Annotated in this window: 21 protein-coding genes; 13 read left to right on the top strand and 8 right to left on the bottom strand. The window is 44.5% G+C overall.

The features are described 5' to 3' along the window. Nucleotides 1–26 precede the first annotated feature (26 nt). Nucleotides 27–2,498 (bottom strand): endopeptidase La, encoded by a 2,472-nt coding sequence (lon, locus tag B0O44_RS23105; RefSeq protein ID WP_110834462.1) that lies wholly within the window; start codon nt 2,496–2,498, stop codon nt 27–29. Between the two features lie 280 nt (nt 2,499–2,778). Between lon and B0O44_RS23100 the strand changes: the two genes are divergently transcribed. Further along, nucleotides 2,779–3,405, top strand: coding sequence for a tetratricopeptide repeat protein (locus tag B0O44_RS23100; RefSeq protein WP_110834461.1), 627 nt, complete (start codon nt 2,779–2,781; stop codon nt 3,403–3,405). Nucleotides 3,406–3,466: 61 nt separating this feature from the next. Here the strand turns inward: B0O44_RS23100 and B0O44_RS23095 are convergent, their stop codons facing one another. Together B0O44_RS23095 and gpmI are read right to left on the bottom strand one after the other, a co-directional pair. Continuing rightward, nucleotides 3,467–3,994: a hypothetical protein gene (locus B0O44_RS23095; protein WP_110834460.1), complete on the bottom strand. Its 528-nt coding sequence runs from the start codon at nt 3,992–3,994 to the stop codon at nt 3,467–3,469. After that, nucleotides 3,994–5,514, bottom strand: a complete 1,521-nt coding sequence (gene gpmI / locus B0O44_RS23090) for a 2,3-bisphosphoglycerate-independent phosphoglycerate mutase (RefSeq protein ID WP_110834459.1) — start codon at nt 5,512–5,514, stop codon at nt 3,994–3,996. Before gpmI ends, B0O44_RS23095 begins: the two co-directional genes overlap by 1 nt. Nucleotides 5,515–5,779: 265 nt before the next feature. On the opposite strand from gpmI, the gene B0O44_RS23085 reads away from it, so the two are divergent. The 4 genes from B0O44_RS23085 (at nt 5,780) to B0O44_RS23070 (ending at nt 8,604) form a co-directional block, all read left to right on the top strand. Further along, a complete protein-coding gene (locus B0O44_RS23085; protein ID WP_110834458.1) occupies nt 5,780–6,175 on the top strand; it encodes a DUF4783 domain-containing protein in 396 nt (131 codons plus the stop codon). 93 nt (nt 6,176–6,268) lie between these two features. Beyond that, nucleotides 6,269–7,111 carry a carboxylating nicotinate-nucleotide diphosphorylase gene (gene nadC, locus B0O44_RS23080; protein ID WP_110834457.1) on the top strand — a complete coding sequence of 281 codons (843 nt, stop codon included), beginning with the start codon at nt 6,269–6,271 and terminating at the stop codon, nt 7,109–7,111. 3 nt (nt 7,112–7,114) lie between these two features. Next, nucleotides 7,115–7,759, top strand: coding sequence for a glycerol-3-phosphate 1-O-acyltransferase PlsY (plsY, locus tag B0O44_RS23075; protein WP_110834456.1), 645 nt, complete (start codon nt 7,115–7,117; stop codon nt 7,757–7,759). A gap of 11 nt (nt 7,760–7,770) precedes the next feature. Continuing rightward, entirely contained in the window at nt 7,771–8,604 is an 834-nt protein-coding gene (locus B0O44_RS23070; RefSeq protein WP_110834455.1) for a M48 family metallopeptidase, read from the top strand. Between the two features lie 23 nt (nt 8,605–8,627). Here B0O44_RS23070 and B0O44_RS23065 read toward each other — a convergent pair whose 3' ends face one another. The 4 genes from B0O44_RS23065 to B0O44_RS23050 all read right to left on the bottom strand — a co-directional run bounded on the left by B0O44_RS23065 (nt 8,628) and on the right by B0O44_RS23050 (nt 14,129). Further along, on the bottom strand, nt 8,628–9,893 hold the full coding sequence (locus tag B0O44_RS23065; protein WP_110834454.1) for an anthranilate synthase component I family protein: 1,266 nt from the start codon (nt 9,891–9,893) through the stop codon (nt 8,628–8,630). A gap of 84 nt (nt 9,894–9,977) precedes the next feature. Beyond that, nucleotides 9,978–11,255 (bottom strand): adenylosuccinate synthase, encoded by a 1,278-nt coding sequence (locus B0O44_RS23060; RefSeq protein WP_110834453.1) that lies wholly within the window; start codon nt 11,253–11,255, stop codon nt 9,978–9,980. A gap of 111 nt (nt 11,256–11,366) precedes the next feature. Further along, complete coding sequence (locus tag B0O44_RS23055; protein ID WP_110834452.1) at nt 11,367–11,855, bottom strand: Fur family transcriptional regulator; 489 nt, start codon at nt 11,853–11,855, stop codon at nt 11,367–11,369. A 63-nt stretch (nt 11,856–11,918) separates the two neighbouring features. Continuing rightward, nucleotides 11,919–14,129: a RelA/SpoT family protein gene (locus B0O44_RS23050; protein WP_110834451.1), complete on the bottom strand. Its 2,211-nt coding sequence runs from the start codon at nt 14,127–14,129 to the stop codon at nt 11,919–11,921. 238 nt (nt 14,130–14,367) lie between these two features. On the opposite strand from B0O44_RS23050, the gene B0O44_RS23045 reads away from it, so the two are divergent. Genes B0O44_RS23045 through B0O44_RS23030 form a run of 4 tightly spaced genes read left to right on the top strand, consistent with a single transcriptional unit; the run spans nt 14,368 to nt 17,641 of the window. Beyond that, nucleotides 14,368–14,997 (top strand): DUF4294 domain-containing protein, encoded by a 630-nt coding sequence (locus B0O44_RS23045; RefSeq protein ID WP_110834450.1) that lies wholly within the window; start codon nt 14,368–14,370, stop codon nt 14,995–14,997. 4 nt (nt 14,998–15,001) lie between these two features. Continuing rightward, nucleotides 15,002–15,502 carry a glutathione peroxidase gene (locus B0O44_RS23040; protein ID WP_110834449.1) on the top strand — a complete coding sequence of 167 codons (501 nt, stop codon included), beginning with the start codon at nt 15,002–15,004 and terminating at the stop codon, nt 15,500–15,502. A gap of 8 nt (nt 15,503–15,510) precedes the next feature. Next, entirely contained in the window at nt 15,511–16,227 is a 717-nt protein-coding gene (gene bshB1 / locus B0O44_RS23035; protein ID WP_110834448.1) for a bacillithiol biosynthesis deacetylase BshB1, read from the top strand. Between the two features lie 52 nt (nt 16,228–16,279). Continuing rightward, a complete protein-coding gene (locus tag B0O44_RS23030; RefSeq protein WP_110834447.1) occupies nt 16,280–17,641 on the top strand; it encodes an acyl-CoA dehydrogenase family protein in 1,362 nt (453 codons plus the stop codon). Between the two features lie 60 nt (nt 17,642–17,701). On the opposite strand, the gene lat is transcribed toward B0O44_RS23030, so the two are convergent. After that, the gene (gene lat / locus B0O44_RS23025) at nt 17,702–19,033 is read right to left on the bottom strand and encodes an L-lysine 6-transaminase (RefSeq protein WP_110834446.1); all 1,332 of its coding nucleotides are present in this window, start codon (nt 19,031–19,033) and stop codon (nt 17,702–17,704) included. A 292-nt stretch (nt 19,034–19,325) separates the two neighbouring features. Between lat and B0O44_RS23020 the strand changes: the two genes are divergently transcribed. The 4 genes from B0O44_RS23020 (at nt 19,326) to B0O44_RS23005 (ending at nt 26,132) form a co-directional block, all read left to right on the top strand. Further along, complete coding sequence (locus B0O44_RS23020; protein WP_110834445.1) at nt 19,326–19,865, top strand: RNA polymerase sigma factor; 540 nt, start codon at nt 19,326–19,328, stop codon at nt 19,863–19,865. Between the two features lie 43 nt (nt 19,866–19,908). Then, complete coding sequence (locus tag B0O44_RS23015) at nt 19,909–21,030, top strand: FecR family protein (protein ID WP_110834444.1); 1,122 nt, start codon at nt 19,909–19,911, stop codon at nt 21,028–21,030. A gap of 75 nt (nt 21,031–21,105) precedes the next feature. Further along, entirely contained in the window at nt 21,106–24,438 is a 3,333-nt protein-coding gene (locus B0O44_RS23010; protein WP_110834443.1) for a TonB-dependent receptor, read from the top strand. Between the two features lie 11 nt (nt 24,439–24,449). Then, nucleotides 24,450–26,132: a RagB/SusD family nutrient uptake outer membrane protein gene (locus B0O44_RS23005; RefSeq protein ID WP_110834442.1), complete on the top strand. Its 1,683-nt coding sequence runs from the start codon at nt 24,450–24,452 to the stop codon at nt 26,130–26,132. Nucleotides 26,133–26,134: the final 2 nt, after the last annotated feature.

Below are 26,134 nucleotides of genomic sequence, written 5' to 3'. Positions count from 1 at the left end.
TATTTATTTTAACACAAACCCTTCAATTAGTTTGAAGCTGTTTTTGTTTTAATGCTCAGGTCCAGGGGATTTTTTACTTTATCCCTGGTCAGGGCCAGATCAATCACCTCTTTCATTTCAGATACATAATGAAAATTCAGGTCCTTGATGTAACTTTCCTTAATTTCCAGAATGTCTTTTTTGTTCGATTTACACAAAATGATGTCTTTGATGTTGGCTCTTTTGGCAGCAAGAATCTTTTCTTTAATCCCGCCAACCGGCAGTACTTTGCCCCTCAGGGTAATTTCGCCTGTCATTGCCAGATTGGATTTTACCTTACGTTGTGTAAAAGCAGAAGTGAGGGCGGTCAGCATGGTAATTCCCGCTGAAGGACCATCTTTTGGAGTTGCTCCTGCCGGAACATGGATGTGGATGTCAAAATGATCGAATAAATCATAATCTATATCGAACAAACTGGCATGCGCACGCAGGTAGGCGAGGGCAATCACTGCCGATTCCTTCATCACATCTCCCAAATTTCCGGTCAGGGTCAGTTTGCCTTTACCTGGGCTTAGGCTTGCTTCAATAAACAGGATATCCCCGCCCACAGAGGTCCAGGCCAGGCCTGTTACCACACCGGCAACTTCATTGCCTTCATATAGATCCTTGTCAAAAATCGGGGCCCCAAGAATCCGTTCCACATCCTGCTCAGTTAAAGAAGGCTCATAGCTTTCTTCCATCGCAATTTTTGTAGCAACCCCTCTGACCAGAGAACCTATCTTTTTTTCCAGGCCCCTTACCCCAGATTCCCTGGTGTAGTCTTCTATAACTTTTTCAATAAGACCCGCTTTCAGGTTAATGTCTTTCGATTTAATCCCATGTACCTCTTTTTGTTTTGGCAGCAGGTATTTTTTTGCGATCTCAATTTTCTCTTCAATGGTATAGCCGTTCACTTCAATGATTTCCATACGGTCCAGCAATGCCGGTTGTATGGTGCTCAGGGAGTTGGCCGTCGCAATAAACAATACGTTGGACAGGTCGTAATCTGCCTCTACATAATGGTCATTGAAAGCATTGTTTTGTTCAGGGTCCAAAACTTCCAGCAAAGCAGAAGAAGGATCACCCCTGAAATCTGAACCGACTTTGTCAATTTCATCCAGTACAAATACCGGGTTGGCTGCGCCGGCTTTTTTTATAGACTGTATAATTCTACCCGGCATGGCACCTATATAGGTTTTTCTGTGCCCGCGGATTTCAGCTTCATCCCGGATGCCACCCAATGCCATACGTACATAATTGCGGTTTAAAGCCTTTGCAATGGACTTGCCCAGGGAAGTTTTACCAACCCCCGGAGGCCCAACCAAACAAAGGATGGGGGCTTTCATGTCCCTTTTTAGTTTAAGTACGGCCAGGTATTCTATAATCCTTTGCTTTACTTTCTCCAATCCAAAATGGTCTTTGTCCAGCACACGCTGTGCCCGTTTCAAATCAAAATTGTCTTTGGTGAAATCGTTCCATGGAAGGTCCAGAAGCAATTCCAGATAATTGATCTGTATAGAATAATCTGGTGCGGCAGGATTCATGCGGCCCAGCTTTTCCAATTCTTTGTTAAAATGGTCTTTTACATGAACTGCCCATTTTTTCTTTTTGGCACGGGTCTCCAGGGCTTCATACTCCACATCTGAAGAATTTCCGCCCAACTCTTCCTGAATGGTTTTAAGTTGTTGATTCAGGAAATAATCCCTTTGCTGTTTGTCCAGGTCTGTACGGACCTTGGACTGGATCTGATTTTTCAGTTCCAGCATCTGGAGCTCCAGGGTAAGGAGTTCCATGACCATTTCAGCGCGTGCCCGCTGGCTGGTCATTTCCAGCATTTTCTGTTTGTCCGACACATCCGCATTCATATTTGAGGAAATGAAGTTGATCAGAAAAGAGGTGCTTTCTATATTTTTGAGCGCGATGCCGGCTTCACTGGGGATATTAGGGGACAATTGTATAATTTGAGCAGACATTTCCCGGATAGAGGCCACCAGGGCTTTAAACTCTTTATCCTGTTTGTGTTTGCTTTCTTCAAATTTCTGGATGGTCACCTTAATATAAGGTTCAGATTGTACTTCAGAAATCAGTCTGAACCGTTGTTTGCCCTGTATGATCACCGTGGTATTCCCATCGGGCATTTGCAGCATTTTAATAATATGGGCAACTGTACCTACGCTGTTCAGCTGCTCAAAAGTCGGGTCCTCAATAGAAACATCCCGCTGTGAAACCACACCGATAATGCGGTTGCCCTTATAGGCTTCTTTAATTAATTTGATGGATTTATCCCGGCCCACGGTAATTGGTATAACTACACCAGGGAAAAGTACGGTATTGCGCAGCGGTAGTATCGCCAGTACGTCCGGGGTTTCTTCGTTGTTCATTTCATCTTCGTCCTGCTGGGACATTAAAGGAAAGAACTCGGTATCTTCATTTATGATAGGTAATGCATTGCCAAAATCAAACTGATCTTTTATACTCATTAATAATGCCTTTCTTAAAATAATAACGACATTCTGACAGAAGGTCGTATCAAAATATATAATTATATGTTGATAGGGTATAATTTCAACTCTTGTGCCAAACCCATTTGGAGCGGGACCACATGCTAAAACGGCAGAACTGAAAAAAAATACCTTCAAATCATAATTTGAATTAATTAACGTTAAAGAGGATTAAGGAGCTAAATATTTTTACAATGGTACAATAATTGTCTAAAGTGTATCTTTGATTTTATATCTTTATTTTTTTAAATAAAATTTGATGAACTATCTAAAACAAGCAATTTTTTTATTACTCGTTGTTTCTTCAACTGCATCAATCGCACAAACCAGTGGTTACGAGAAGTTGGGCATGCAGGCCATGATGAAGGGGGATTTCAAGGAAGCGGTAGCTCAGTTGGAGAAGGCAGATGCCAAAACCCCGAACAATGCAACTGTATTAAAAATGCTGGGTTATTCTTATTATCAATGTGGTGATTATGAGAATACTATATCTACCTGCAGCAAGCTGATTTCTTTAAAACCGGCAGATAATTCTGCATATTATTACCGTGGCAAAGCCCGGTTAAATGTGGCCAATGACCCTAAGGAATCTTTAAATCAGATGAGGGATAGCTTTTACCAGTCTGCAATTAAAGACTTTACCAAAGCGATTGAACTCAACGGGGAAGAAGATGCTCAATTGTGGCAAAACAGGGGAATAACGTATAAAGATTATGCGATCTTTAAATCTTATAAAGCCAAAAAAGCAGCAGAGAAAAGCTCCTGCATAGCGATGTTTAACAATTCCATCGCTGACTTTCAAAAAATTCTGGTCATGCAGCCACAGCGTAAAGACATTATTGCACTGGTGGATTATGTGAAAGCGCAGATTGCAAGCTTGAAATAAACAACGATATTAAATAAAAAAGAGCGGATGCCTGTACAGCACCCGCTCTTTTTTTATGGCCTTAAAACTTTCCGGTAATCCGGTAGGCTTTGGAATTCAGAAGTTTAATGTTCTGGGTTTTACTGATCCTGTACAGGCTGTCTGGGTAATATTCTAAAGTGTCGACAGAATTGTAAAGGTAATTCTTTGTATGGAGTAAAATCCGCAGGCCCGAAACCTTATTGTTCTTTCGGAAAACCTCCAGCGCTTTGACCGCTACTTTGTCCTGGTCACTTTTATAAAACTCGCGCTGACCTTGCTTGCTCACTTTAAACAAACCCTGCCAGGCTGTCTTGTTGATGTCGGCATCCGAAAAGACCGTTAGCTCTGCATTCCAATCTTTAATGTGCAGGTCTTTGCTTTCTGCGGCACCATTGACCATAACCGTCTTGCTGATCTGCGGGTTTAGTTTGTTGAGCCTGCTGCTTTCCTGTACAAAATAGCCTTTCAGGTCAAAATAAGTCTGCGCAGCCTGGCGCTTAACCTCATCCTGGTTCTGGCAGGCGGTAAAACATAAAGATAAAGAAATTAAGAAGGTGATTTTACGCATCAGATCAATTCGTTTCCGGTCATGATATCCGGTTTGTTAATGCCCATCAGCTTTAAAATGGTTGGCGCAACATCTCCGAGTTTTCCATCCGCAATGGAATGGTAATCGTTATCTACCAGTATGCAGGGCACCAGGTTGGTGGTATGCGCGGTATTTACAGAACCATCAGCATTGATCATAAATTCTGAGTTTCCATGATCTGCCAGAATGATGAAAGAATAGCCATATTCCAGTCCCTTGTTGACCACAACCTCTGTACAACGGTCTGCCGTTTCCACCGCTTTAACCACTGCTTCAAATACACCCGTATGGCCTACCATATCCGGGTTGGCAAAGTTTAAACAGATGAAATCTGCCCATCCGGTTTCCAGTTCTTTACAAATGGCATCAGTAATGCCCTGTGCACTCATTTCAGGTTGCAGGTCATATGTTGCCACCTTAGGAGAAGGAACCATAATTCTTTTTTCATTTTTAAACTCCTGTTCCCTTCCACCCGAAAAGAAAAAGGTAACATGCGGGTATTTTTCAGTTTCGGCAATGCGGATCTGATTTTTATGGTTGTTTTCCAGGACCTCTCCTAAGGTTTGTAATAAGTCATCCTTACTGAAAATGACCTTTACGTCCTTGAAATTTTCATCATAACTGGTCATGGTCACATAATACAATGGCAATTTATGCATGCCAAAATCAGGGTAATCGTGTTGGGTCAACACGGAAGTAATTTCACGGCCGCGGTCGGTTCTGTAGTTGAAACAGATGACCACGTCTCCTGGCTGTATGGTGGCCACTGGCTGACCATCGGGTTTTGTTAAAACCACAGGTTTAATAAACTCGTCGGTAATGCCTTGGGCATAAGATTTTTCCAGTGAAGCGGCTGCATCTGCAGAAGGGGTCCCGATTCCTTTGGTCAAAAGATCATAAGCTTCTTTTACCCGTTCCCAGCGGGAATCCCTGTCCATGGCATAGTAACGTCCAATGATACTGGCCAGTTGTACCGGTGAGTTTGCGATATGTTGCTGCAGGCTTTGAATAAAACCCAAACCGGAATTCGGGTCAGTATCCCTGCCATCGGTAAAGGCATGAACAAAAACATCTTTTAAATGCTGTTCTGTCGCCGCATCGCAGAGGGCTTTGAGGTGATTGATGTGTGCGTGCACGCCTCCGTCAGAAAGCAAACCAATAAAATGCACGGCTTTGCCATTTTCTTTGGCATATTTAAAAGCATCTGTCAGCACCGGATTACTGAACAGGCTCCGGTCAGAGATGGCTTTGTTGATCCTTCCCAGTTCCTGATACACGATCCGGCCGGCGCCCAGGTTCATATGGCCGACCTCAGAATTTCCCATTTGTCCTGCAGGTAAACCAACGGCTTCACCAGAGGCTTCAAGTTTTGAATTCGGGTACTTTTTTAACAAAGAATCAAAGAAAGGTGTATTGGCAGCGTAAGCAGCATCCGACTTATCCTGTTTTCCGTAGCCCCAGCCATCCAGAATAAGGAGCATTACTTTTTTGTGTGTCATTAGCTTTTATGGTTTTTTTTCGTGTTGTACATAATTTTTTCGTATTGCAAATTATTCTGGTTATGAAACATACCTATACCCAGGAATGTTCACCCAAATTTTAAGTTAAAACGATTTGAATATATATTTGCGCAAAAAAGATGTTTAAACATGCTTCTTGCTATACAAATATAAGCCTATTCTATTTTTGAAGAGCAGATAATTACAATTTATGATCTGTTAATGGCATAATTTATGTTGTGAGGAGTTTATATTATGAATTAAAATGATCAGATTTTTGTTTCCGGTGCTCGTGTTTATTATGCCGTTTCTCCATTCAACAACGAATCAGGCCGATTTTATTGATGAAATGTCGTCCCTGTTTAAATCTGGAAACGCAAAGGAAATCGGAAAAAGTTTTAGTTCTTCTGTAGAGCTGACCATGCTAAATGAGGAAGATGTCTACTCCAAAGTACAAGCCGAACAAATTTTAAGGGATTTTTTTACCAAACATGTGCCGGTTGGATCATCCATTCTTCATCCCATTAACAGCAACCCGAATTACAGGTTTGGTGTGCTCTCCCTGGTGACCAGAAATGGCAAATTCAGGGTGTCTGTAACCGCCAGAAAAAGCGGTAATGTTTTTTTAATTACCGAACTCCGGATCGAATCGGAGAAATAAAATAGTACACAACAGAGCCCGTTTAAAATTTATTAGATAAATTTTAAACGGGCTCTTGCGTAAAAATACTATTTTTGGTTTAAAATTGATGATTTGGATAAGCAGATAATACACCTATTTATAAAAAATGCCATTGCTGAAGATTTAGGTGATGGAGACCACACTTCACTTTCCACTATACCGGCCGGTGCACAGGGCAAAGCAAAATTATTGGTCAAAGAGGATGGGATCCTTGCAGGAGTCGCACTCGCCCAGGAAATATTCGCCCACATAGACCCGGCTTTGAAACTGGAAATCTTTATCAAAGATGGTACGCCCGTAAAGTATGGAGACATTGCCTTTACAGTAGAGGGCAGTACCCATTCCATTTTACTGGCAGAGCGGTTGGTGTTGAACTGTATGCAAAGGATGAGCGGAATTGCAAGCAAAACCAACAGGGTGGCCAAACTGCTGGCACCTTATGCGACAAAAATATTGGATACCCGCAAAACCACACCGGGCCTTCGCGATCTGGAAAAATGGGCCGTAAAAATTGGCGGTGGAGTAAACCATCGTATTGGCTTGTACGATATGATCCTGATTAAAGACAATCATGTAGATTATGCGGGCGGGATCAGCAACGCCATTCGCTCGGCAAATGAATACCTTCAGAAAACAGGCCGGAAACTTGAAATTGAAATTGAAGTCCGTAACCTGGACGAACTTGAACAAGTGCTGGAAAATGGGAAAGTGAACCGGATCATGTTGGACAATTTTAGTTTTGAAGACCTTCGGGAGGCTGTTAAAAGAATTGACCATAAATATATTACGGAAGCATCAGGGGGAATCCTTGAAGAAAATATTACAGAATATGCAGCCTGCGGCGTAGATTATATTTCTATGGGTGCACTGACCCATTCTGTAAAAAGCCTGGACATGAGTTTAAAAGCTTTTTAGGATATGATTTCTATCTATTCTATTTCAGCAGTATTGCTGGCCTATCTTTTTGGGTCTATACCAACTGCGGTATGGCTGGGGCAGGCATTTTATGGGGTGGATGTCAGGGAGTATGGAAGCGGTAATGCCGGTGCGACCAATACCTTTAGGGTATTGGGTAAAAAAGCAGGTATTGCAGTGATGACCATTGATATTCTAAAAGGCTATACGGCAACCAAACTGGCTTATTTTATAGGGCTTTCGGTAACCGGGCCACATAACTCCTCTCAGTTTATCAATTACGAACTGGCCCTGGGGGTAACCGCTGTCATGGGACATCTTTTTCCTGTTTTTGCAGGATTCAGAGGCGGAAAGGGGGTTGCAACACTTTTTGGAATGATTTTGGCAGTCCATTTTCAGGCAGCTTTACTTTGTGTTCTTGTCTTTGTGGTGGTTTTACTGGTGACCAAATATGTTTCGCTAAGTTCCATATGTGCAGGATTTACATTCCCTCTTGGGATTATATTTATCTTTCATTCTTCGGTAAAATCAGAGGTGCTTTATGGGATGTGTGTATGTATACTCATTCTGGTCACCCATCAGAAAAACCTCGAAAGGTTATTAAAAGGCAAAGAATCAAAAGTTTATCTGTTTAAAAAGAAAAACTAATAAACTTCCCCATGAAGAAATTTCAACTGATGGGTATAGGGCTGGCCACGGCAGTCCTGACCCTGAATTCCTGTTCGACTGTCCCTTTATCCGGACGCAGCCGTATAAATTTTGTAAACGAAGGTGAAATGCAGTCGGCAGCAGCCCAAAGCTATACCACTTTATTAAAAGATCCCCAAACCAAGGTTTTGAACAATGCCGATGCCCAGCGGGTAAAAAGGATTGGTCAGCGCATCGCTTCTGCGGTAACCAAATACATGACGGCCAATGGTTATGGCGAACAGATTCAAGGGTTTAACTGGGAATTTAACTTAATAGACAGTAAAGAGATCAATGCCTGGTGTATGCCGGGTGGAAAAGTTGCCGTATATTCAGGTATTCTGCCGGTAGCCAAAGACGATGCCGGACTGGCTACGGTCATGGGGCATGAAATTGCCCATGCGGTTGCCCGGCACTCTTCTGAAAGGGCGTCTAAAGCTAAGGTGGCAGAAGGAGTGGGAGGCCTGCTTGGGGCTGCAACCTCCGGCAGTGCTGCAGGCACCCAGCAATTGATCAGCCAGGTATATGGAATCAGTGCACAGGGTTTTTATTTATTGCCTAATTCCAGAACGCAAGAACTGGAAGCCGATCACCTGGGCCTGATTTTTATGTCTATGGCAGGATTTAACCCTTCCAGTGCGGTTAGCTTTTGGCAGCGCATGGCTTCGGCCAGCCAGGGTGGACAGAAACCGCCTGAATTTTTAAGTACACACCCGGCAGATGGCACCCGTATTGCCCAGATCCAAAGAGACCTGCCCGAGGCACAGCGTTATTTCAATTCACCAACCGGTAAACCGGTCAACTAATTATACAAAATCGTGTGGCTGATTTAAAAGGGTTGTTCATTCAACCCTTTTAACGTTTTGATCATGGCAGAGGCTTTCAGCAGACATTCTTCATATTCTTTTTGGGGATCTGAAGCATAAGTGATGGCCCCTCCAACCTGGAAAGAGAGCCGTTGCCCCGACTGGTGATAAAGGATGCTCCGGATCACCACATTAAAATCAAAATCCCCGGCTGGATCAATATAACCCAGGGCGCCTGAATAAGCACCTCTTTTACTTTCTTCATAACGTTCAATCAGCTCCATGGCCCTGATTTTGGGCGCACCAGTCATCGAACCCATAGGAAAAGTATTTTTAATGGCATCTATCAGGTCTAGCTCAGGGTTTAGTTCACAGCTAATGCTGGAGATCATCTGGTGTACCTGCGGGAAGCTGTAAATGCCAAACAATTCCTTTACTTTTACCGTTCCAGGTACAGCACTTTTGGTCAGGTCATTGCGCACCAGGTCCACAATCATCACATTCTCTGCCTGTTCTTTTTTGTCGTTTCGCAGCTGCCGGCGGATGTTTTCATCTTCTGCCGGGTCCGTGCTCCTTTTGGCGGTTCCCTTTATGGGCTGGGAAAGTAAATGATTGTTCCTTTTACTTAAAAACCGCTCCGGACTTGCAGACAATACATAACGGTCTTTTATTTTGAAAAAACCTGCAAATGGAGTGGGGGATAAGGTACTCAGGTCCTGGTAGACAGAAACCGGGTCTATAACGGCATGTTCTGCAAAAAATTCCTGGCAAAAGGTCACTTCATAAATATCGCCAAGCCGGATATGCTCTTTCAGTGCCCGGACCTTTTCCAGATAAGTATCCCGGCTCATGCGGGGTTTTAAATCAATGGGCCCTGTATCTCCTGTAGGTGTATTAAAGGTGCTGATCTGAGCAGGCAGGGCCGGATCCCCGATTAATACTTCTATATGACCTTGCTTAACCCCAATAAGGTATTCAGGGGCAAAAAAGAAAAGGTCTGGAAAATCCATCAGATCTGCATTTTGTGAACTAAGGGCTTCCGTGCCATTTTTAAGGTCATAAGCCAGCAGGCCGAACAACCAGCCGGGGGAAGCCCGGTAAAAATGTTTGAGCTCCTCAAAAGCCTGATGGCCTGTGGCCGTAAGCTGTTTGCAGGCCCCGGCGGCAACCAGCAGGTCATATTTGCTGTTTGTATCCGAATAAGCATTTGAATCGAGCATACAGCAGACTTCAAAAGAATTTGCCCAGCCCAGCAGTTGTTTTTTAAATACGGGATCCAGTTTTGTCATTGATGCGCCAAAGTTATAACATTTCATGGCGCAAAAAAAAAGGACCGCCATTAGGCAGTCCCTTTAAAGGTTTTTATTTTAAAATTAGTTCAACACCAGGGTCTGTACGCGGTCAGGACCTACAGAAAGATATTTAACCGGAACCTCCAGCTCTTTTTCAAGGAAGGCAATATAATCGGTCAGTGCAGCCGGAACATCTTCAACCTTGCTCACTTTGGTCACATCGGTTTTCCAGCCTTTAATGGCTTTTAATACCGGTGTCGGTTTAACCGTGATGATGTCATAAGGCATATAGTCAATGGTCTGTCCGTTATGTTCATAATGTGTGCAGGCATAAATGGTGTCAAAGCCATCCAGTACATCTGCTTTCATCATAATCAGCTCAGTGACACCGTTTAGCATAATTGCATATTTTAAAGCCGGCAAATCGATCCAGCCGCAACGGCGTGCACGACCTGTGGTTGCACCAAACTCGTGACCCACCTGACGTAAAGTCTCGCCCACTTCATTTTCCAACTCGGTAGGGAAAGGACCGCCACCAACACGGGTACAGTAAGCCTTAAAAATACCATATACCTGTCCGATTTTATTAGGGGCAATACCCAAACCCGTGCAGGCACCGGCAGTGGTGGTATTGGAAGAAGTCACAAAAGGATAAGAACCAAAATCGACATCCAGTAAAGTACCTTGTGCACCTTCGGCCAGTACACTTTTTCCTTCCTTCAGGTAGCCGTTTACAAAATGTTCACTGTCTACATGAGGAATGCTCTTGATAAATTCAATGGCCTGAAAAAAAGCAGCTTCTTTTTCGCTAAGGTCATACTCAAAATCGTAATGAGATAAAATCTCCTTGTGTTTTTCAACAAGTTTGGCATAACGTTCTTTAAAATCCGGTAAAGTGGTGTCGCCAATACGCAGGCCGTTACGTCCGGTTTTATCCATATAGGTCGGACCAATTCCTTTTAGGGTAGAACCGATTTTATCCTTGCCCATTTTCTGTTCGTTGGCTGCATCCAGCAACTGATGGGTAGGCAGGATCAGGTGCGCTTTACGTGCAATGACCAGTTTTCCTTTTGCAACCGGGTCATGTCCGGCCGCTTTTAAATTGTCTAATTCTCTTTTTAAAATGATGGGATCAATTACAACACCATTACCAATCAGATTCATGGTTTTTTCGTTAAAAATACCGGAAGGAATGGTATTGAGAACAAATTTTTTGCCATCGAATTCTAAAGTATGGCCAGCGTTTGGTCCGCCTTGGAAACGAGCGATTAAATCATATTGCGGACTGAGTACGTCAACAATTTTACCCTTGCCCTCGTCACCCCACTGCAGGCCCAGAAGCACATCTACTTGCGTCATTATTTTAAATTAAGAAAAAATTATAATTGGATATTTAAGTTTAATTTTTTAACAGGCATAAAGCAGCCATGAGCTCTGAGAAGCTGATTAAAATCAAAAATTTTAAAACCCTTAACTTGCATGCTGTATCTCTGCATTTTCAGTTGCAGCAGCTTTTGCTTTACAATCAAAGCAAACCCCGTAAAGGTTCAGGGAATGGTGTTTAATGTCAAATTTTAACAACTCACCGACCATGCTCTGAATCTGATGGATCCGCGGGTCACAAAATTCAACCACCTTACCACAATCAATGCAAATGATGTGATCATGCTGGTGATAACCATAAGATTTTTCAAACTGCGCCATGTTTTTTCCAAACTGATGTTTGGTCACCAGATCGCAGGAAACCAGTAATTCAAGTGTATTGTACACCGTTGCCCTGCTGACACGGTATTTCTGGTTTTTCATATGGATGTAGAGGGTTTCTACATCAAAGTGATCGTCTCTTGAATAGATTTCTTCCAGGATAGCAAAACGCTCCGGCGTTTTTCTAAGGGCTTTATTTTCGAGATAGGCTTCAAATATTTTTCTGACCAACTCGCTGTTGTGATTTGTAGACATAGTTTTCAAACTCCTTTCAAAGGTATCAATTTTTATTAAAATGGTAAGATTAAATCCTAATATTTAGGCATCGAACCTGGTCACCCCGGTCACGCCCCTAACTTCTAACAGGTTTTCAATCAGCTTATCCAGGTGTTCCTTATCGTTAACATAGATCATAATTGAACCATCAAAGATCCCATTATCTGTGTCTACGGTAATAGAACGCATGTTTACTTTAAAATCGCCGGAAATCACCTTGGTAATGTTGTTGATCAGACCTACATCATCGATACCAATAATGTGCAGTCCGGTTAAAAAGGTGAGTTCTTTCTGCCTGTTCCATTTTGCTTTTACAATACGGTAACCATAATTGGCCATTAGCTGTGCGGCGTTCGGACAATTGGTCCGGTGAATTTTGATGCCCTCATTCACCGTTACAAAGCCAAATACGTCATCTCCCGGTATAGGATTACAACAGGCGGCCAGGGTATAATCGATTTTCTGCAGGTCTTCCCCAATCAGCAGAATGTCCGATTCAGGTCCTTTCACTTTACTCAGCAGCGCTTCAATTTGCTGGTGGTCATTTTTTTCCGGAGTACTCCGGTTTTCAATCTCTTTCTCGGCAGCCAGGTACTCCCTGAGGTCCTTGAGCTCAATTTTTCCATTGGCAATACCAATAAACAGGTCTTGTGTAGAAGGTAGTTTAAAGAAATAACTGAGTTTATTGAGGTTGTCTGTATTGTAAGTGATTTTTAATGATTTCAGTTTGCGTTCCAGAATTTCCTTACCCTGTTCGGCAACTTTTCTTTTCTCCTCTTTTAAAGAAGATTTGATCTTGGACTTGGCCTTGGCGGTCACCACAATGTTCAGCCAGTCCTCTTTAGGGACCTGCTTCCCGGAAGTGATGATTTCTACCTGGTCCCCGTTCTGCAGTTTGTGCGACAGGGGCACCAGTTTGTGGTTGACTTTGGCCCCAATACATTTGGCCCCCACATCGGTATGGATTTCAAAAGCAAAATCCAGGGCAGTGGCACCTAATGGCAATTGCAGCAGGGCCCCTTTAGGGGTAAAAATGAAAATCTCATCAGAGAAAAGGTTCATTTTAAAATCGTCCAGAAAGTCCAGCGCATTGGCTTCGGGATTGTTGAGCATTTCCCTGACCTTCATGATCCATTGGTCCAGACCATTGTCATTGCTGGATTCTTTGTATTTCCAGTGTGCGGCAAAACCTTTCTCTGCAATTTCGTTCATCCGCTGGGTACGGATCTGTACCTCTACCCACTGGCCCTTAGGCCCCATAACGGTGGTATGCAAAGATTCATAGCCATTTCCTTTGGGAGAAGACACCCAATCCCTTAAGCGGTCGGGATTTGGCCGGTATAAATCGGTCACGATCGAATAAGCCTTCCAGCAATCGGCTTTTTCGTGTTCTGGGGCACTGTCCAGAATGATCCGGATGGCAAAAAGATCATACACCTCTTCAAAAGGGATGTTTTTCTTTTTCATTTTGTTCCAGATGGAATGGATGGACTTTGGACGGCCAAAGATATCGGCAACCAGTCCCTGTTCGGCCAGAATTTCATTGATGGGCTCAACAAAACGTTTAATGAACAGGTTCCGTTCTGCTTTTTTCTCATTGAGCTGGGTGGCAATATATTTGTAAGTGTCCGGTTCCAGGTATTTCATGGACAGGTCTTCCAGCTCAGACTTGATGGCGTATAGGCCTAACCGGTGTGCAAGGGGCGCATACAGGTAAATGGTTTCAGAAGCAATTTTCAATTGTTTCTGTCTGGGCATAAAATCCATTGTCCGCATATTGTGCAGACGGTCGGCCAGTTTAATCAGGATCACCCGTACATCATCGGCCAGGGTGAGCAGCATTTTCCGGAAGTTCTCTGCCTGTAAAGAGCTGTTGTAATCAAATACACCCGAAATTTTGGTCAGGCCGTCAATGATCTTTGCGGTCTTTTTGCCAAATTCCCTTTCAATATCCTCCAGGGTGATCTCTGTATCCTCCACCACATCATGGAGCAGGGCGCAGACGATAGAAGTGGTACCCAGGCCTATTTCTTCTGCAGCAATCTGTGCCACAGCGATAGGATGATAAATATAAGGTTCACCCGATTTGCGCCGCATGTTTTTATGGCTTTCAAGGGCCATGTCAAAGGCTTTGCGGATCTCTTTTTTATCCCCCCGTTGTAAAGTTGGCTTGCAGGCACGCAGCAAGGCCCTGTACCGTTTCAGTATTTCTTGTTTTTCTGCTTCTAAATCGATCACCAAAGTATTCTTCATCTCTTCTGTAAATTTCCAAATGGTTAAAAACCATTATCCGCTTGCTGTTTGTATTTTATCAATTTCCTGCCCAAAATGCAGGTAGATTTGTATTATTTTCGTAATAATTATAGCTTGCCTTTCGTTAAAATGCTATATTAGTTCACCAGGCCCGCATCTGACATTCCAGCAACAAAATTAGGAGTTCAGATGAATCCTAATATATAAAATTGCTTTAACTTTGCAGGAGTATAAATTTATGAAATTTTATAGGTTAATTATTCTGCTAATTGTCATTATTACAGGGTTTACCGCAAAAGCCCAGGAGACAGTTGTACCTGTAAATAACCCTGTAAAAATGCCAAAGTTGGGTAAAAACGATACGATCCGGGTGGCCGGAACCAATGTAGACGGGGAAATGATTCCCTGGATTGCCCTCAAAGAAGTAATTATCTATGGGGAAAGAATTTTTAAATCACCTGCCGAACAAGCTGCATACAACCGTTTAAGGTATAACGTACTTAAGGTAATGCCTTATGCCCTGTATGCCAAACGCCGTTACGAACAACTCGAAAAAGACCTGGCGATCACCACTGATAAAAAAGAACAGAAAAAACTGGTCAAGCAATGCGACCTGGAAATCAAACAGATGTTCAACAAGGAGATTAAGGAACTCACCATTACCCAGGGGCAGATCCTGACCAAGCTGGTTGACCGGGAACTTGGCCGCACCACCTATGACATCGTCAAGCAGACCAAAGGAGGTTTTACAGCCTTTTTGTACCAATCGGTGGCCAGGGTCGTTGGACACAATTTAAAAAGTACGTACAGCCCTACAGAAGACAGAGATATAGAATCTATTATTGTTTCTTCAGGCTATTATCAATAAAAGAATGACTGATAATCCAAAAAGTATCCACCAGTTTAAGGTTAAACTCCTGAACGGTTCGGAAAAGAACCTCTTTGAATACCGGAACAAAGTATTGTTGATTGTAAACATTGCCTCTGGCTGCGGTTTTGCGCCCCAGCTTAAGGAGCTGCAGGAACTGCGCACAGAATTGAAAGATAAAAATTTCGAGGTCTTGGCTTTCCCTTCCAATGATTTTGGCCGTCAGGAGCCCCTGGAAGGGGACCAGATCAGCCAGTTCTGTGAAGTGAATTATGGAGTGGAATTTCCGATTTTCGAAAAAATTATGGTCAGGGGAAGCCAGGCGCACCCCCTGTACAAATTCCTGGGAGATAAAAAACTCAACGGAAACCTAACCTCTACCCCCAGGTGGAATTTTCACAAATACCTGATCAATAAACAGGGAGAAGTGGTCGATTATTTTTTCCCTTTTACCAAACCGGATGCCTCGAAAGTTAAAAAGAAGATCCAGCGTTTGTTATCCTAAAAAAGCACATGAAATTAGACATATTAGTATTTGCCGTACACCCGGACGATGCCGAACTGGGCTGTTCAGGAACGATATTGAAGTATATTGCTGCCGGTAAAAAGGTGGGCATTGTAGATTTTACCCGGGGAGAACTGGGTACCAGGGGTTCTGCTGAGATCAGGGACCAGGAGGCCGCAGATTCTGCAAAGATCCTGGGCCTGCATGCCAGGGAAAACCTGAGGTTCAAAGATGGTTTTTTTGAAAACAATGAGGCCCACCAGCGGGAAGTGGTTAAAATGATCCGTAAGTACCAGCCCGAAATTGTGCTGAGCAATGCTTTGCAGGACAGGCATCCCGACCATGGCCGGGCGAGTACACTGACCAGTGACGCCTGCTTTCTGGCGGGCCTTCCAAAAATTGAAACGACACTCGATGGGCAGCCACAACAGGCCTGGAGGCCAAGGTTAAACCTGCAGTTCATCCAGGACAATTACATCAAACCCGATATTATTGTTGATATTACACCCTATATCGAAACCAAAATAGCGGCCATAAAAGCGTTTAAAACCCAGTTTTACAACCCCGATCATCAGGAACAGGAAACCTATATTTCATCCCCTGATTTTTTTGAAAGTGTGATCGGAAGGGCAAGGGAATTCGGAAAATCCATAGGCGCCACCTACGCTGAAGGCTTTACCAGTCGTAAACTACTTGGGGTGGATGATTTATTTAACTTAAGATAAAACCAACAAAAAGGCATAACTGCTGTTTTTATTAAACCTAAAAACAGCAATTATGCCTAATTTTTTTTCCTCTTTAAAAAATGCCTATCAACTGTTCAGGCATGTTGACTTCCAGAAACTCGAGCAGCTTTCCAAAAAAGTAGATTTGCCTAAAGTGGTCGAATCTTTTTCAAACATGGACCAGACTCAGTTGAGCGGCCTGATGAAAATGATGGGTTCTTCCCATAAAAAGAAAGAACTTCCGCCCATAGAAGGCGATTTTTACCATTTGGGTGAGGAAGCTTTAAAAGATGAAGACAGGGCCCTGCAACTGAAAGTACGGGCATTTTTAGAAAAGGAAGTAAAGCCTGTTGTCAACCAGTACTGGCTCAAAGCAGAATTTCCCTTTGAGCTGATCCCTAAAATTGCAGAACTGAACATTTGCGGGCTCACCTATAAAGGTTATGGTTGTCCGGGCCGTTCCAACCTCATGGAAGGTATGCTGGCGATGGAAATGGCCAGAGTAGACACCTCTATATCTACTTTTTTTGGCGTACAGAGCGGACTGGCCATGGGCTCCATTTATCTTTTGGGCTCTGAAGAACAAAAACAGGAATGGCTGCCCGGCATGCAGCAGTTTAAAATTATCGGCGCCTTTGGCCTGACCGAACCGGAAGTTGGTTCTGCAGCAGCAGGCGGTTTAACCACCACCGCGAAAAGGGTGGGAAACAAATGGATCTTAAACGGACAAAAGAAATGGATTGGTAATGCCACCTTTTCTGATGTGACCATTATATGGGCAAGGGACCTGGAAGACAGCCAGGTAAAGGGCTTTTTGGTCAGAAAAGGCAATAAAGGCATGCATGTCGAGAAAATGCAGGATAAAATGGCCCTTCGCATTGTCCAGAATGGCCTGATTACCCTAACAAATTGCGAGGTGGAAGAACAGGACCGTCTCCAGCATGCAGACTCTTTTAAAGATACCGCCAAGGTATTGCGGATGACCAGGGCAGGGGTTGCCTGGCAGGCAGTAGGTTGTGCCAGGGGGGCTTATGAAAGCGCTTTAAATTATACCAGGACCAGGAAACAATTTGGTAAACCGATCGCTTCCTTCCAGCTCATCCAGAACCACCTGGTGGAAATGCTGTCCAATCTGACAGCCATGCAGACCCTTTGTTTCCGTTTGTCCCAGTTGCAGGACCAGGGCCTGCTCACAGACGAACACGCTTCGCTGGCCAAAGTGTTCTGTTCCATGAGAACCAGGGATGTGGTGAGCCGCGCAAGGGAAGTAATGGGCGGGAACGGCATTTTACTCGAGTACGATGTGGCCCGTTTTGTAGCCGATGCAGAGGCCATTTATTCTTATGAAGGAACAAAGGAAATCAATTCCCTGATCGTGGGCCGGGCAATTACCGGCTTTTCGGCCTTTGTCTAAAACAACAAAGCCCTTTGCAATTTTTAATATTGCAAAGGGCTTTGTTGATCATTTTTAGGATTAAAGGGTAGGTAAAAGTTGTTCCATAACCGCCAGTCCTTCATCAATATGTTTTTTCTCTATACACAATGCCGGGCGGAAACGAATGGTCTGGTTTCCACAGCCCAGGAACATCACATTTTTCTCCATCCCTTTCTGAATAAAGGCATTGCGCATTTCCTTGCTTGGAAAATCAAAAGCGCAAAGCAATCCCTTACCGCGTACATTGCTCATTTTATCATACTTTTCCGCCAGAACATCCAGTTGCTGTTTCAGGTATTGCCCAACCACGGCCGCATTTTCACACAGGTTGTCTTCCTGAACAATCTGAAGGATCTGGGTAGACCTGACCATGTCCACCAGGTTGCCACCCCAGGTGGAATTGATCCTGGAAGGGACCCTGAAAACATTGGTTTCTACCTCGTCTACTTTAGTGCCGGCCAGAATCCCGCAGACCTGCATTTTTTTACCAAATGCAAGGATGTCCGGGCGTGCTTTTTCACTATAATGTTCATGGCACCAGAATTTACCGGTTAATCCGACACCTGTCTGTACCTCATCATAAATCAGAAAGGCCTCATTTTCATCCGCCAGCTGTTTTAAACGGATCAAAAATTCTTCCCTCAAATGGTTGTCGCCGCCCTCAGACTGAATGGGCTCTACAATAATCGCACAGATGTCGTCTTTATGTTCAGTAAAAGCCTTTTTGATCTGGGCAATAGAGGTTTCCTCTGTATCTGCGGCCAGTTTCAGGTTTTCGCCCTGCAGGGGAAATTTCACCACTGGAACAGAAACCCTAGGCCAGTCAAATTTTGCAAACCACTTGGTTTTATCGGGCAGGGTATTGGTTAAACTTAAGGTATAACCACTGCGACCGTGAAAAGCCTTTTCAAAATGAAGCACTTTAAAGCCTTTTTCTTCTTTATAGCCTCTGGCAAAATTTTTCTGTACTTTCCAGTCCATGGCTACTTTAATGGCATTTTCTACCGCCAACGAACCGCCGGCAATAAAAAAGGCATGTGGCAGATAAGAAGGGATCCCGACTTTGGAAAAAGTATCAACAAATTGTGCATACTGCTGGGTGTAAACATCCGAGTTGGAAGGGTTGGCAATGGCTGCGGCCAGCAGGTTCTTTTTAAAGGCCTCATCATTGATCATTTTCGGGTGGTTGTATCCCAGCGGAACAGACGCAAAGCAGGTGAAAAAATCCAGAAGCCTGCGATCGTATTTTGCATCATAAATATAAGCGCCCTGGCTTTTATCCATATCATAGGTCAGGTCATAGCCATCTGCTAAAATGTGCTTGCTTAAAACCTCGTTTACCTGGTCAGGTGCTACAGTTAAATGGTACATAGTTTTTGTTTTTGGTATGTTCCAAATGTAGTAAAAACCCCCTAATTAACAAATCTGGGCACTATTTGAACTCAAAAGACAAAATCTAGGTTTAAACAGTTTAAAGTATGATTTTGTAATCAAATCAGATTTGGTTTAACAAATGTGGATTATTTTTTTTTCTGAATTTCGTCTGTTTAGCGCTTAAAAATGAAAAAAATCTGATAAACTCAATGTGGTTTTGACCAATGTTTCCATAAGATGTTGATAATCATCAATTGAACTTATATCTTTAGAAATACCCGAGCGTATCATGGAAATTGACGACCAAATATTACTTGATCAACTTAAAGGCGGCGACAGTGCCGCTTATGAGCTGATTTTTAAGAAATACTATAAAGTCCTTTCCGTAAAAGCCTATTTCATGCTGGAAGATGACATGGAGGCAGAGGATCTGGTGCAGAACCTTTTTATTTCCATCTGGCAGAAAGAACTTTTTCTGGGCATCAATACTTCTGTAAAAGCCTATTTGCTCCGTTCGGTTCACAACCGCTGCTTAACGGTGCTCCGGGACAGAAAGGTTGCAGTGCGTAAGCTGAACGAGTATACAGAACAGCAGCACCAGCAGGCAGAAAAGGAGCAGGAAATGTTGCCGCAAAAAGAAGGGGGTGAGGTGGAACGGATCGTTGAAGAATTGCCATTTCAGCGCCAGAAAGCATTTAAGCTTGTTTACCTGGAGGATAAAAAATATAAAGAGGCAGCGCAGGAAATGGGACTCTCTGTAAACTCGGTAAAAACCCACTTAAAACTGGCTGTAAGGGCCCTGCAAAAAAAACTGATTAATTTTAAATGAAATATTCACCTGATCGCTGCGTGTTGGCGTCTAAAATATAGAAATGGAGTACAACCAGGAATACATACAAGGTCTTTTCTTTGAAAAGATAGCCGGAACGATTAGTGAACAGGATAACCTTGTTGCTGAGCAGGCTATTTTAAATGATGCAGGGCTGAGAAAGTTCTGGGAAGAACTCAAAACTAAAATGGAAAAGCCCCAAGGCAGGGCATTCCTGTCTGGCCTGGACGCAGACCGTGCCTGGGCTGTAACCCGGCAAAACCTGCATAGAGCACCTGTTTCCTTTTTTAGAAGGAATAAATGGATCCTAAGTGCTGCAGCGGTTCTGGTCATTGCCCTTCCGCTGGCATGGTATATAGGTTTTAGTGGCCGGCACCCGCTGGCCGGTCAGCAGCAAGCCTTTAAGGAAGTCTATCTTAAAACCCAGCAGGGAAAGGCCGTTGATTTGTCCGGTAATCAGCAGATTACCCTGGGTGAAACCCAAATCCAAACCAAACAGCAGGAGTTGAGCTATACTTCCGGTGCTGCGCAAAGCAAAGAATGGGCGACCCTGTTTGTGCCGGCCACAAAAGACTATAAGATCAAATTGTCAGACGGGACTACCGTATGGATGAATGCGGCGTCCAGTTTGCGCTTCCCTTTTCAGTTTGGAAAAGAAACCAGAGCAGTTTATTTAACCGGAGAAGCCTATTTTGAAGTGGCAAAGAATAGCCTGCAGGCCTTTGTGGTACATACTTCCACGGCCGATATCCAGGTACACGGAACTTCTTTTAATGTGAATGCCTATACCACTGCGCATTTTACCACAGCGCTGGTGGAAGGTGCGGTTTCTGTAAAGAAAAAGGCTCAGCAGATCAGATTAAAACCCGGAGAAGAAGTCCTGATGAGCAGTACGGGTTTTGAAGTTAGGCCCTTTGATGCCCAGGAAGTCCTTTCCTGGCGAAATGGGACCTATTCTTTTCACAACCAGCCCTTGTCCCAGATTGCAGAGGTCTTAAAGCGCTGGTTCGACGTTCAAATTGTTTGGCAAAGCTCCGGGGTTTCCCAGCAAACCTTTACCGGGGAAATTGATAAACACCTGCCCCTGGAAGTGGTGATCAGTAATTTAAAACTTTCCTCGGGGATGCAGGCGGAGCTTAAAAACAGGGTATTGACCTTTAAATAAATTTTTTTCAGATCCCCTTCACCCATCCGGGTAAAAGCTGCGTCTTAGAGCAAACCAACTATAAACTTTAAATGTATGCTTAAAAAATTTACCCGATCGGGCCGGCTGTTTTTGCTGGTCGTTTTGATGTTGTTTGTTTTATTCCCTGTTCGTGCGGGCACACAGGGCCAGCATAAAATCAGCCTCAGGGGCAACAACATCACCCTTGCCACCCTCTTTAAAGCGATTAAAAAACAAACGGGTTTAACCGTGTTTTACAGCAATAAACTGCTCGATGATGCGCAGAAGGTGACCGTTGATTTTCAGCAGACGGACCTTGGCGAGGTGATGAATGCCGCGCTGAAGGGCCGGGGACTGGGCTGGCTGCTGAAAGAGAAATACATTATTCTGCAAAAGGGAGAGCAGCAGGTTGCCCCGGCCGACAATAAACCCGCACAGGATGCCGCAAAATCTATTCAGCAGACCATTAGGGGAACCGTTACCGATGGGGCGGGCGTGCCAATGGCCGGAGTAGGCGTCAAGGTCAAAGAAAGCAATGCGGCAACGGTGACCGATAAGAATGGCCGTTATGCCATTGAAGCCAACAGCGGAAACACGCTGGTGTTCTCCTATGTTGGTTTTACTGCTCATGAAATACGCATTGGGAGCCAGACCAGTATGGATGTGAAGCTACGGGAAGAAGACAACAAATTGACAGAGGTGGTGGTGGTCGGTTATGGTTCACAGAAAAAAGTGAACCTTACGGGGGCTGTTTCGACCATTTCCGGGAAAGACCTTGCCGCGCGCCCAATGGGCCAGACTTCTGCGGCCTTACAAGGTATGGCCCCTGGTGTAACCGTTCAGCAAGCCTCCGGCCGGCCGGGCAATGACGCAGGTACCATCCGGATTCGTGGAATAGGAACATTGAGCGGCACGGACCAAAACTCCTTAACCGGGGCCAATCCGCTGGTCATGATAGACGGGATCGAAGGCTCCATGAACAACATTGACCCCAATTTAATAGAATCTATATCGGTGCTTAAAGATGCAGCATCTTCCTCCATATATGGTTCCAGGGCGGCCAATGGGGTCATTCTCATCACCACAAAACGCGCCAAAGCAGATCTGGTGAGCATTTCCTATAACAATTACATCGGCTGGCAAAACCCAACCAATATGCCCAAGCTGGTCAATGGACTGGATTATATGCTGCTGATCAATGAAGCTTATGTGAACACCGGCAGAACACCGCTTTATTCCGATGCCCTGGTCCAGAAATACCGGGAACAAAACGGGGTCAGTTCTGATCTTTATCCCAATACCGACTGGCAGAAGGAAACCCTTACCGGCTCGGGTTTACAACAAAGTCATTTTCTGACCATCCAGGGCGGAACACAAAAGGTTAAAATGCTGGGTTCTTTTGGTTTGTTTGATCAGAAGGGCATTATCCAGAATTCCAGCTTTAAACGCTATACCATTCGCAACAACACAGACATCACCTTTTCTGATAAACTCAGTGCCCGGATCGATTTACAATATGTAAATGCCATTACTACAGATCCAGCGGCAACCTCTTCAGAGATTTTTCAGTGGATGAACGGTATACCGGCCAATCAGATCGGAATTACCGAAAAAGGGCAATGGGGCGTTGGATGGAACGGCGTTAACCCCATTTCGGCAACACGCGATGGCGGAACCAACCGAAACAGGGCGCCCTTTGGCAGCATGAACGCCGTTTTGAATTATAAACCCGTCCCCTGGTTAGAGGCTGAAGCGGCTTATGCCCCTAAATATGCTCTGTCTTCACTTAAAATGTTTAGAAAGGCCATTCAATCCTATTTGCCAAATGGAACACCCAGCTTCCTGACCCCGGCTTTAACCTCCCTGACTGAAAACCAGGCCCAGTCTTTTTTTAACAACCTCAGGGCAACGGTTACGGCAACAAAAGCGGTCAAGGAGCATCATTTTAAATTGCTGCTGGGCGGATCCAGAGAGGATTATTCCTTTGAACAAATTTCTGCCTTTAGGGATACCTATATTTTACCCGATTACCCGGTCCTTGATGCCGGTTCAGCCACCAACCAAAGGGCCACGGGCAATGCAGAAGAATGGGCGCTTCAGTCCCTGTTCAGCAGGTTCAATTACAATTACAAAGGAAAATACCTTTTGGAAGTCAATGCCCGGTATGATGGTTCTTCACGCTTTTCAACAGGTAATAAATATGGCTTCTTCCCTTCTGCCTCTGCCGGATGGCGCATTTCAGAAGAGCGTTTTATGCAGGGGCTGAAGGGCGTTTTGAACGAAGCAAAGCTCAGGTTGTCCTGGGGAAAGTTAGGCAATCAGAACATTGGTACCTATCCTTCCATGACTTCTATCGTACTGGAATCATACACGCTGGGGAAGCAGATTGTGAATACCGCGGCCCTGAACAGCCTGGCCAATAAAAATATATCCTGGGAAACGACCGAAGAAAAAAACATAGGGATTGATTTGACCTTGTTTCAGAACCTGAGCATTACCGCCGACTATTACCGCCGCCGTACAAGGGATATTTTGCTGTTGCTGGACATCCCGCTTATTGTTGGCCTGGCCAGTCCTTACCAGAATGCAGGCGTTGTAGACAACAATGGCTGGGAACTGGGGCTGGCTTATAAGGGGAATATAAAGGACTTCAATTACAACATTAGTTTTAACCTGTCCGATGTTAAAAATACCATCAAAGACATGAGGGGCATTAACCAGACCGGACTTACCGTAAACAGGGAGGGTTATGCGATTGGTTCTCTTTTTGGCTACCAGGCCGAGGGTTTTTTCAGCTCTGATGCAGAAGTTGCCGCCCATGCCAAGCAATTTGGAACCGTAAAGGCAGGAGACATCAAATACAAAGACCAGAATGGGGACGGCATCATTAATGAAAACGATAAAATCATTATGGGCAGTACCGTTCCGCGTTATACTTTCTCTTCCAACATTTCAGGCGCTTATAAAGGCTTCGATTTTTCTATCCTGCTCCAGGGGGTCGGAAAAGCCAATGGTTATCTTTCAGGTCCCGGAATTTTGCCCTTTAACGTTGGCGGGGCCATAGGAGGGACCATCCGGGAGGAAAACAAAGACCGCTGGACACCCGATCATCCCGATGCCAGCTATCCGCGGCTTGCCTTTGGAGAAACCAATAACGAACAAGCATCCACTTTCTGGCTTAGAAATGCGGCTTACCTGCGAATCAAAAACGTCCAGCTGGGCTACACCCTGTCCGAAAAATTTTCCAAAAAAGCCGGACTTAACCGCTTGCGGATCTTTGCCAACGGGTCAAATGTGGCCTCTTTCGATAAATTCCTGAAGGGTTATGATGTAGAGGCCCCTGTGGGCGCCGGAAACATCTATCCCCAGGTTAAGTTATACAGTTTTGGTTTAGAAGCCACTTTTTAAAAACAGGACAAATGAACAAGAAGATATACTATTTCATAATCGCCGCTGTACTGGTGGCATTATCCCCTTCCTGTAAAAAGGACTATCTGGATAAAAGCCCGCTCTCGGGCCCTTCTGATGAATCTTTTTTTAGCAATCAGGACGAGCTGATTCTGGCCGTGAATGGTTTATACCGTTATGCAAATTATGCCCCGCTGGACAACATGCCCACCAACCTCACCATTGATAACGGGACCGACATTGGCTGGGACCGCAACAACAGCCCGTTGCAAAGCCTGGGCAAAGGCAACCAGGACAGCAACAATGGATATGCGCTGAACATTTGGCGGGAGGCCTATAAAGTAATTGCCAAATGCAACTTCGTGCTGGACAACCTGGATAAGGTGAAGGATAAAGCGACACCCCAGATCTTTAACCGCTCCAAAGCAGAAGCCAGATTTATTAGGGCCTATACCTATCAGTACCTTACGGATTACTTTGGGGCAGTCCCTTTAATCACCAGGGTGCTCAGGCTGGAAGAAGCCCAGGTTCCTAAAAACCCTAAAACAGAAGTAGTCGATTTTATCCTGAAAGAACTGACCGAGGCCGCAGTGGATCTTCCCGGCACTTATGCCGGTGCCGATGTGGGCCGGGCGACCAAGGGGGCGGCCTTATCCATAAAGGCCAGGACTGCATTAAACAATGAAAAATGGGCAGAGGCTGCAGAAGCTGCTAAACAGGTCATGGACCTAAAAGTGTATGGCCTGCATGGCAATTTTGCCGAGCTGTTTAGTTATGCCGGACAAAATTCAGCAGAAATCATCTGGGCCTTTCAATTTCTAAAAGCCTCCAACACCAAGGTTCATGGTACGCCGGTAGCCCTGTTGTCCAGAAACGGTCTGGGTTTTACCAATAAGGTGCCTTCTCAGTCTATGGTTGATGTTTTTACATGTACAGATGGGCTGAATATCGACAAGTCGCCTTTGTTTGATCCCCGGCAGCCTTACAAAAACAGGGACCCGAGGCTTGGCTATACGATTGCCGTGCCAGGCTCTGTATTTTACAACTACCAGTTTGAAACCCATAGGGACAGTTTAAAATGCTGGAACTACAACACCACTCCGGCTACCCGGGTAGACAACCAGGATGCCATCAATGCCTTTGCAACTTTTACGGGCTATTGCTGGAAAAAGTATGTTGACCTGCAGGATAAGGCAGACCGTTCCAATTCAGAACTTAATGTTATCCAGATCAGGTATGCCGAAATTCTACTGATCTATGCCGAAGCTAAAAATGAACTTAACCAGCTGGATCAATCGGCTTACGATGCCATTAACCTGGTGCGCCAGCGTCCGAGCGTCAATATGCCTGCCATTACGCCTGGTAAAAGCCCTGCAGAGTTCCGGAGCCTGGTGCATAAAGAGCGCCTGTATGAGCTGGCCATGGAAGGCTTCCGGCAAACCGATCTCCGCAGATGGAAAATTGCTGAAAAGGCCATGGTGGGGAACTTCTACGGAAGGGTGCAAAGAGGCCTGCTGGCTGCGGCGCCCCAAATTGATGCCAATGGTCTGTGCGATTACACTGCTGTGCCCAACCGTGCAGACATGAGGGTTATAGAAGTACGCACCTTTGACAAGAACAGGGATTACCTGTGGCCAATTCCCAATATAGAAGTGGTGACCAACCCTAAACTGATTCAAAACCCTAATTACTAATT

This window comes from Pedobacter nutrimenti (assembly GCF_003208655.1).
GTDB lineage: Bacteria > Bacteroidota > Bacteroidia > Sphingobacteriales > Sphingobacteriaceae > Pedobacter > Pedobacter nutrimenti.
The sequence above is the reverse complement of the archived record's forward strand: the minus strand, read 5'-3'. Positions and strand labels throughout refer to the sequence as shown.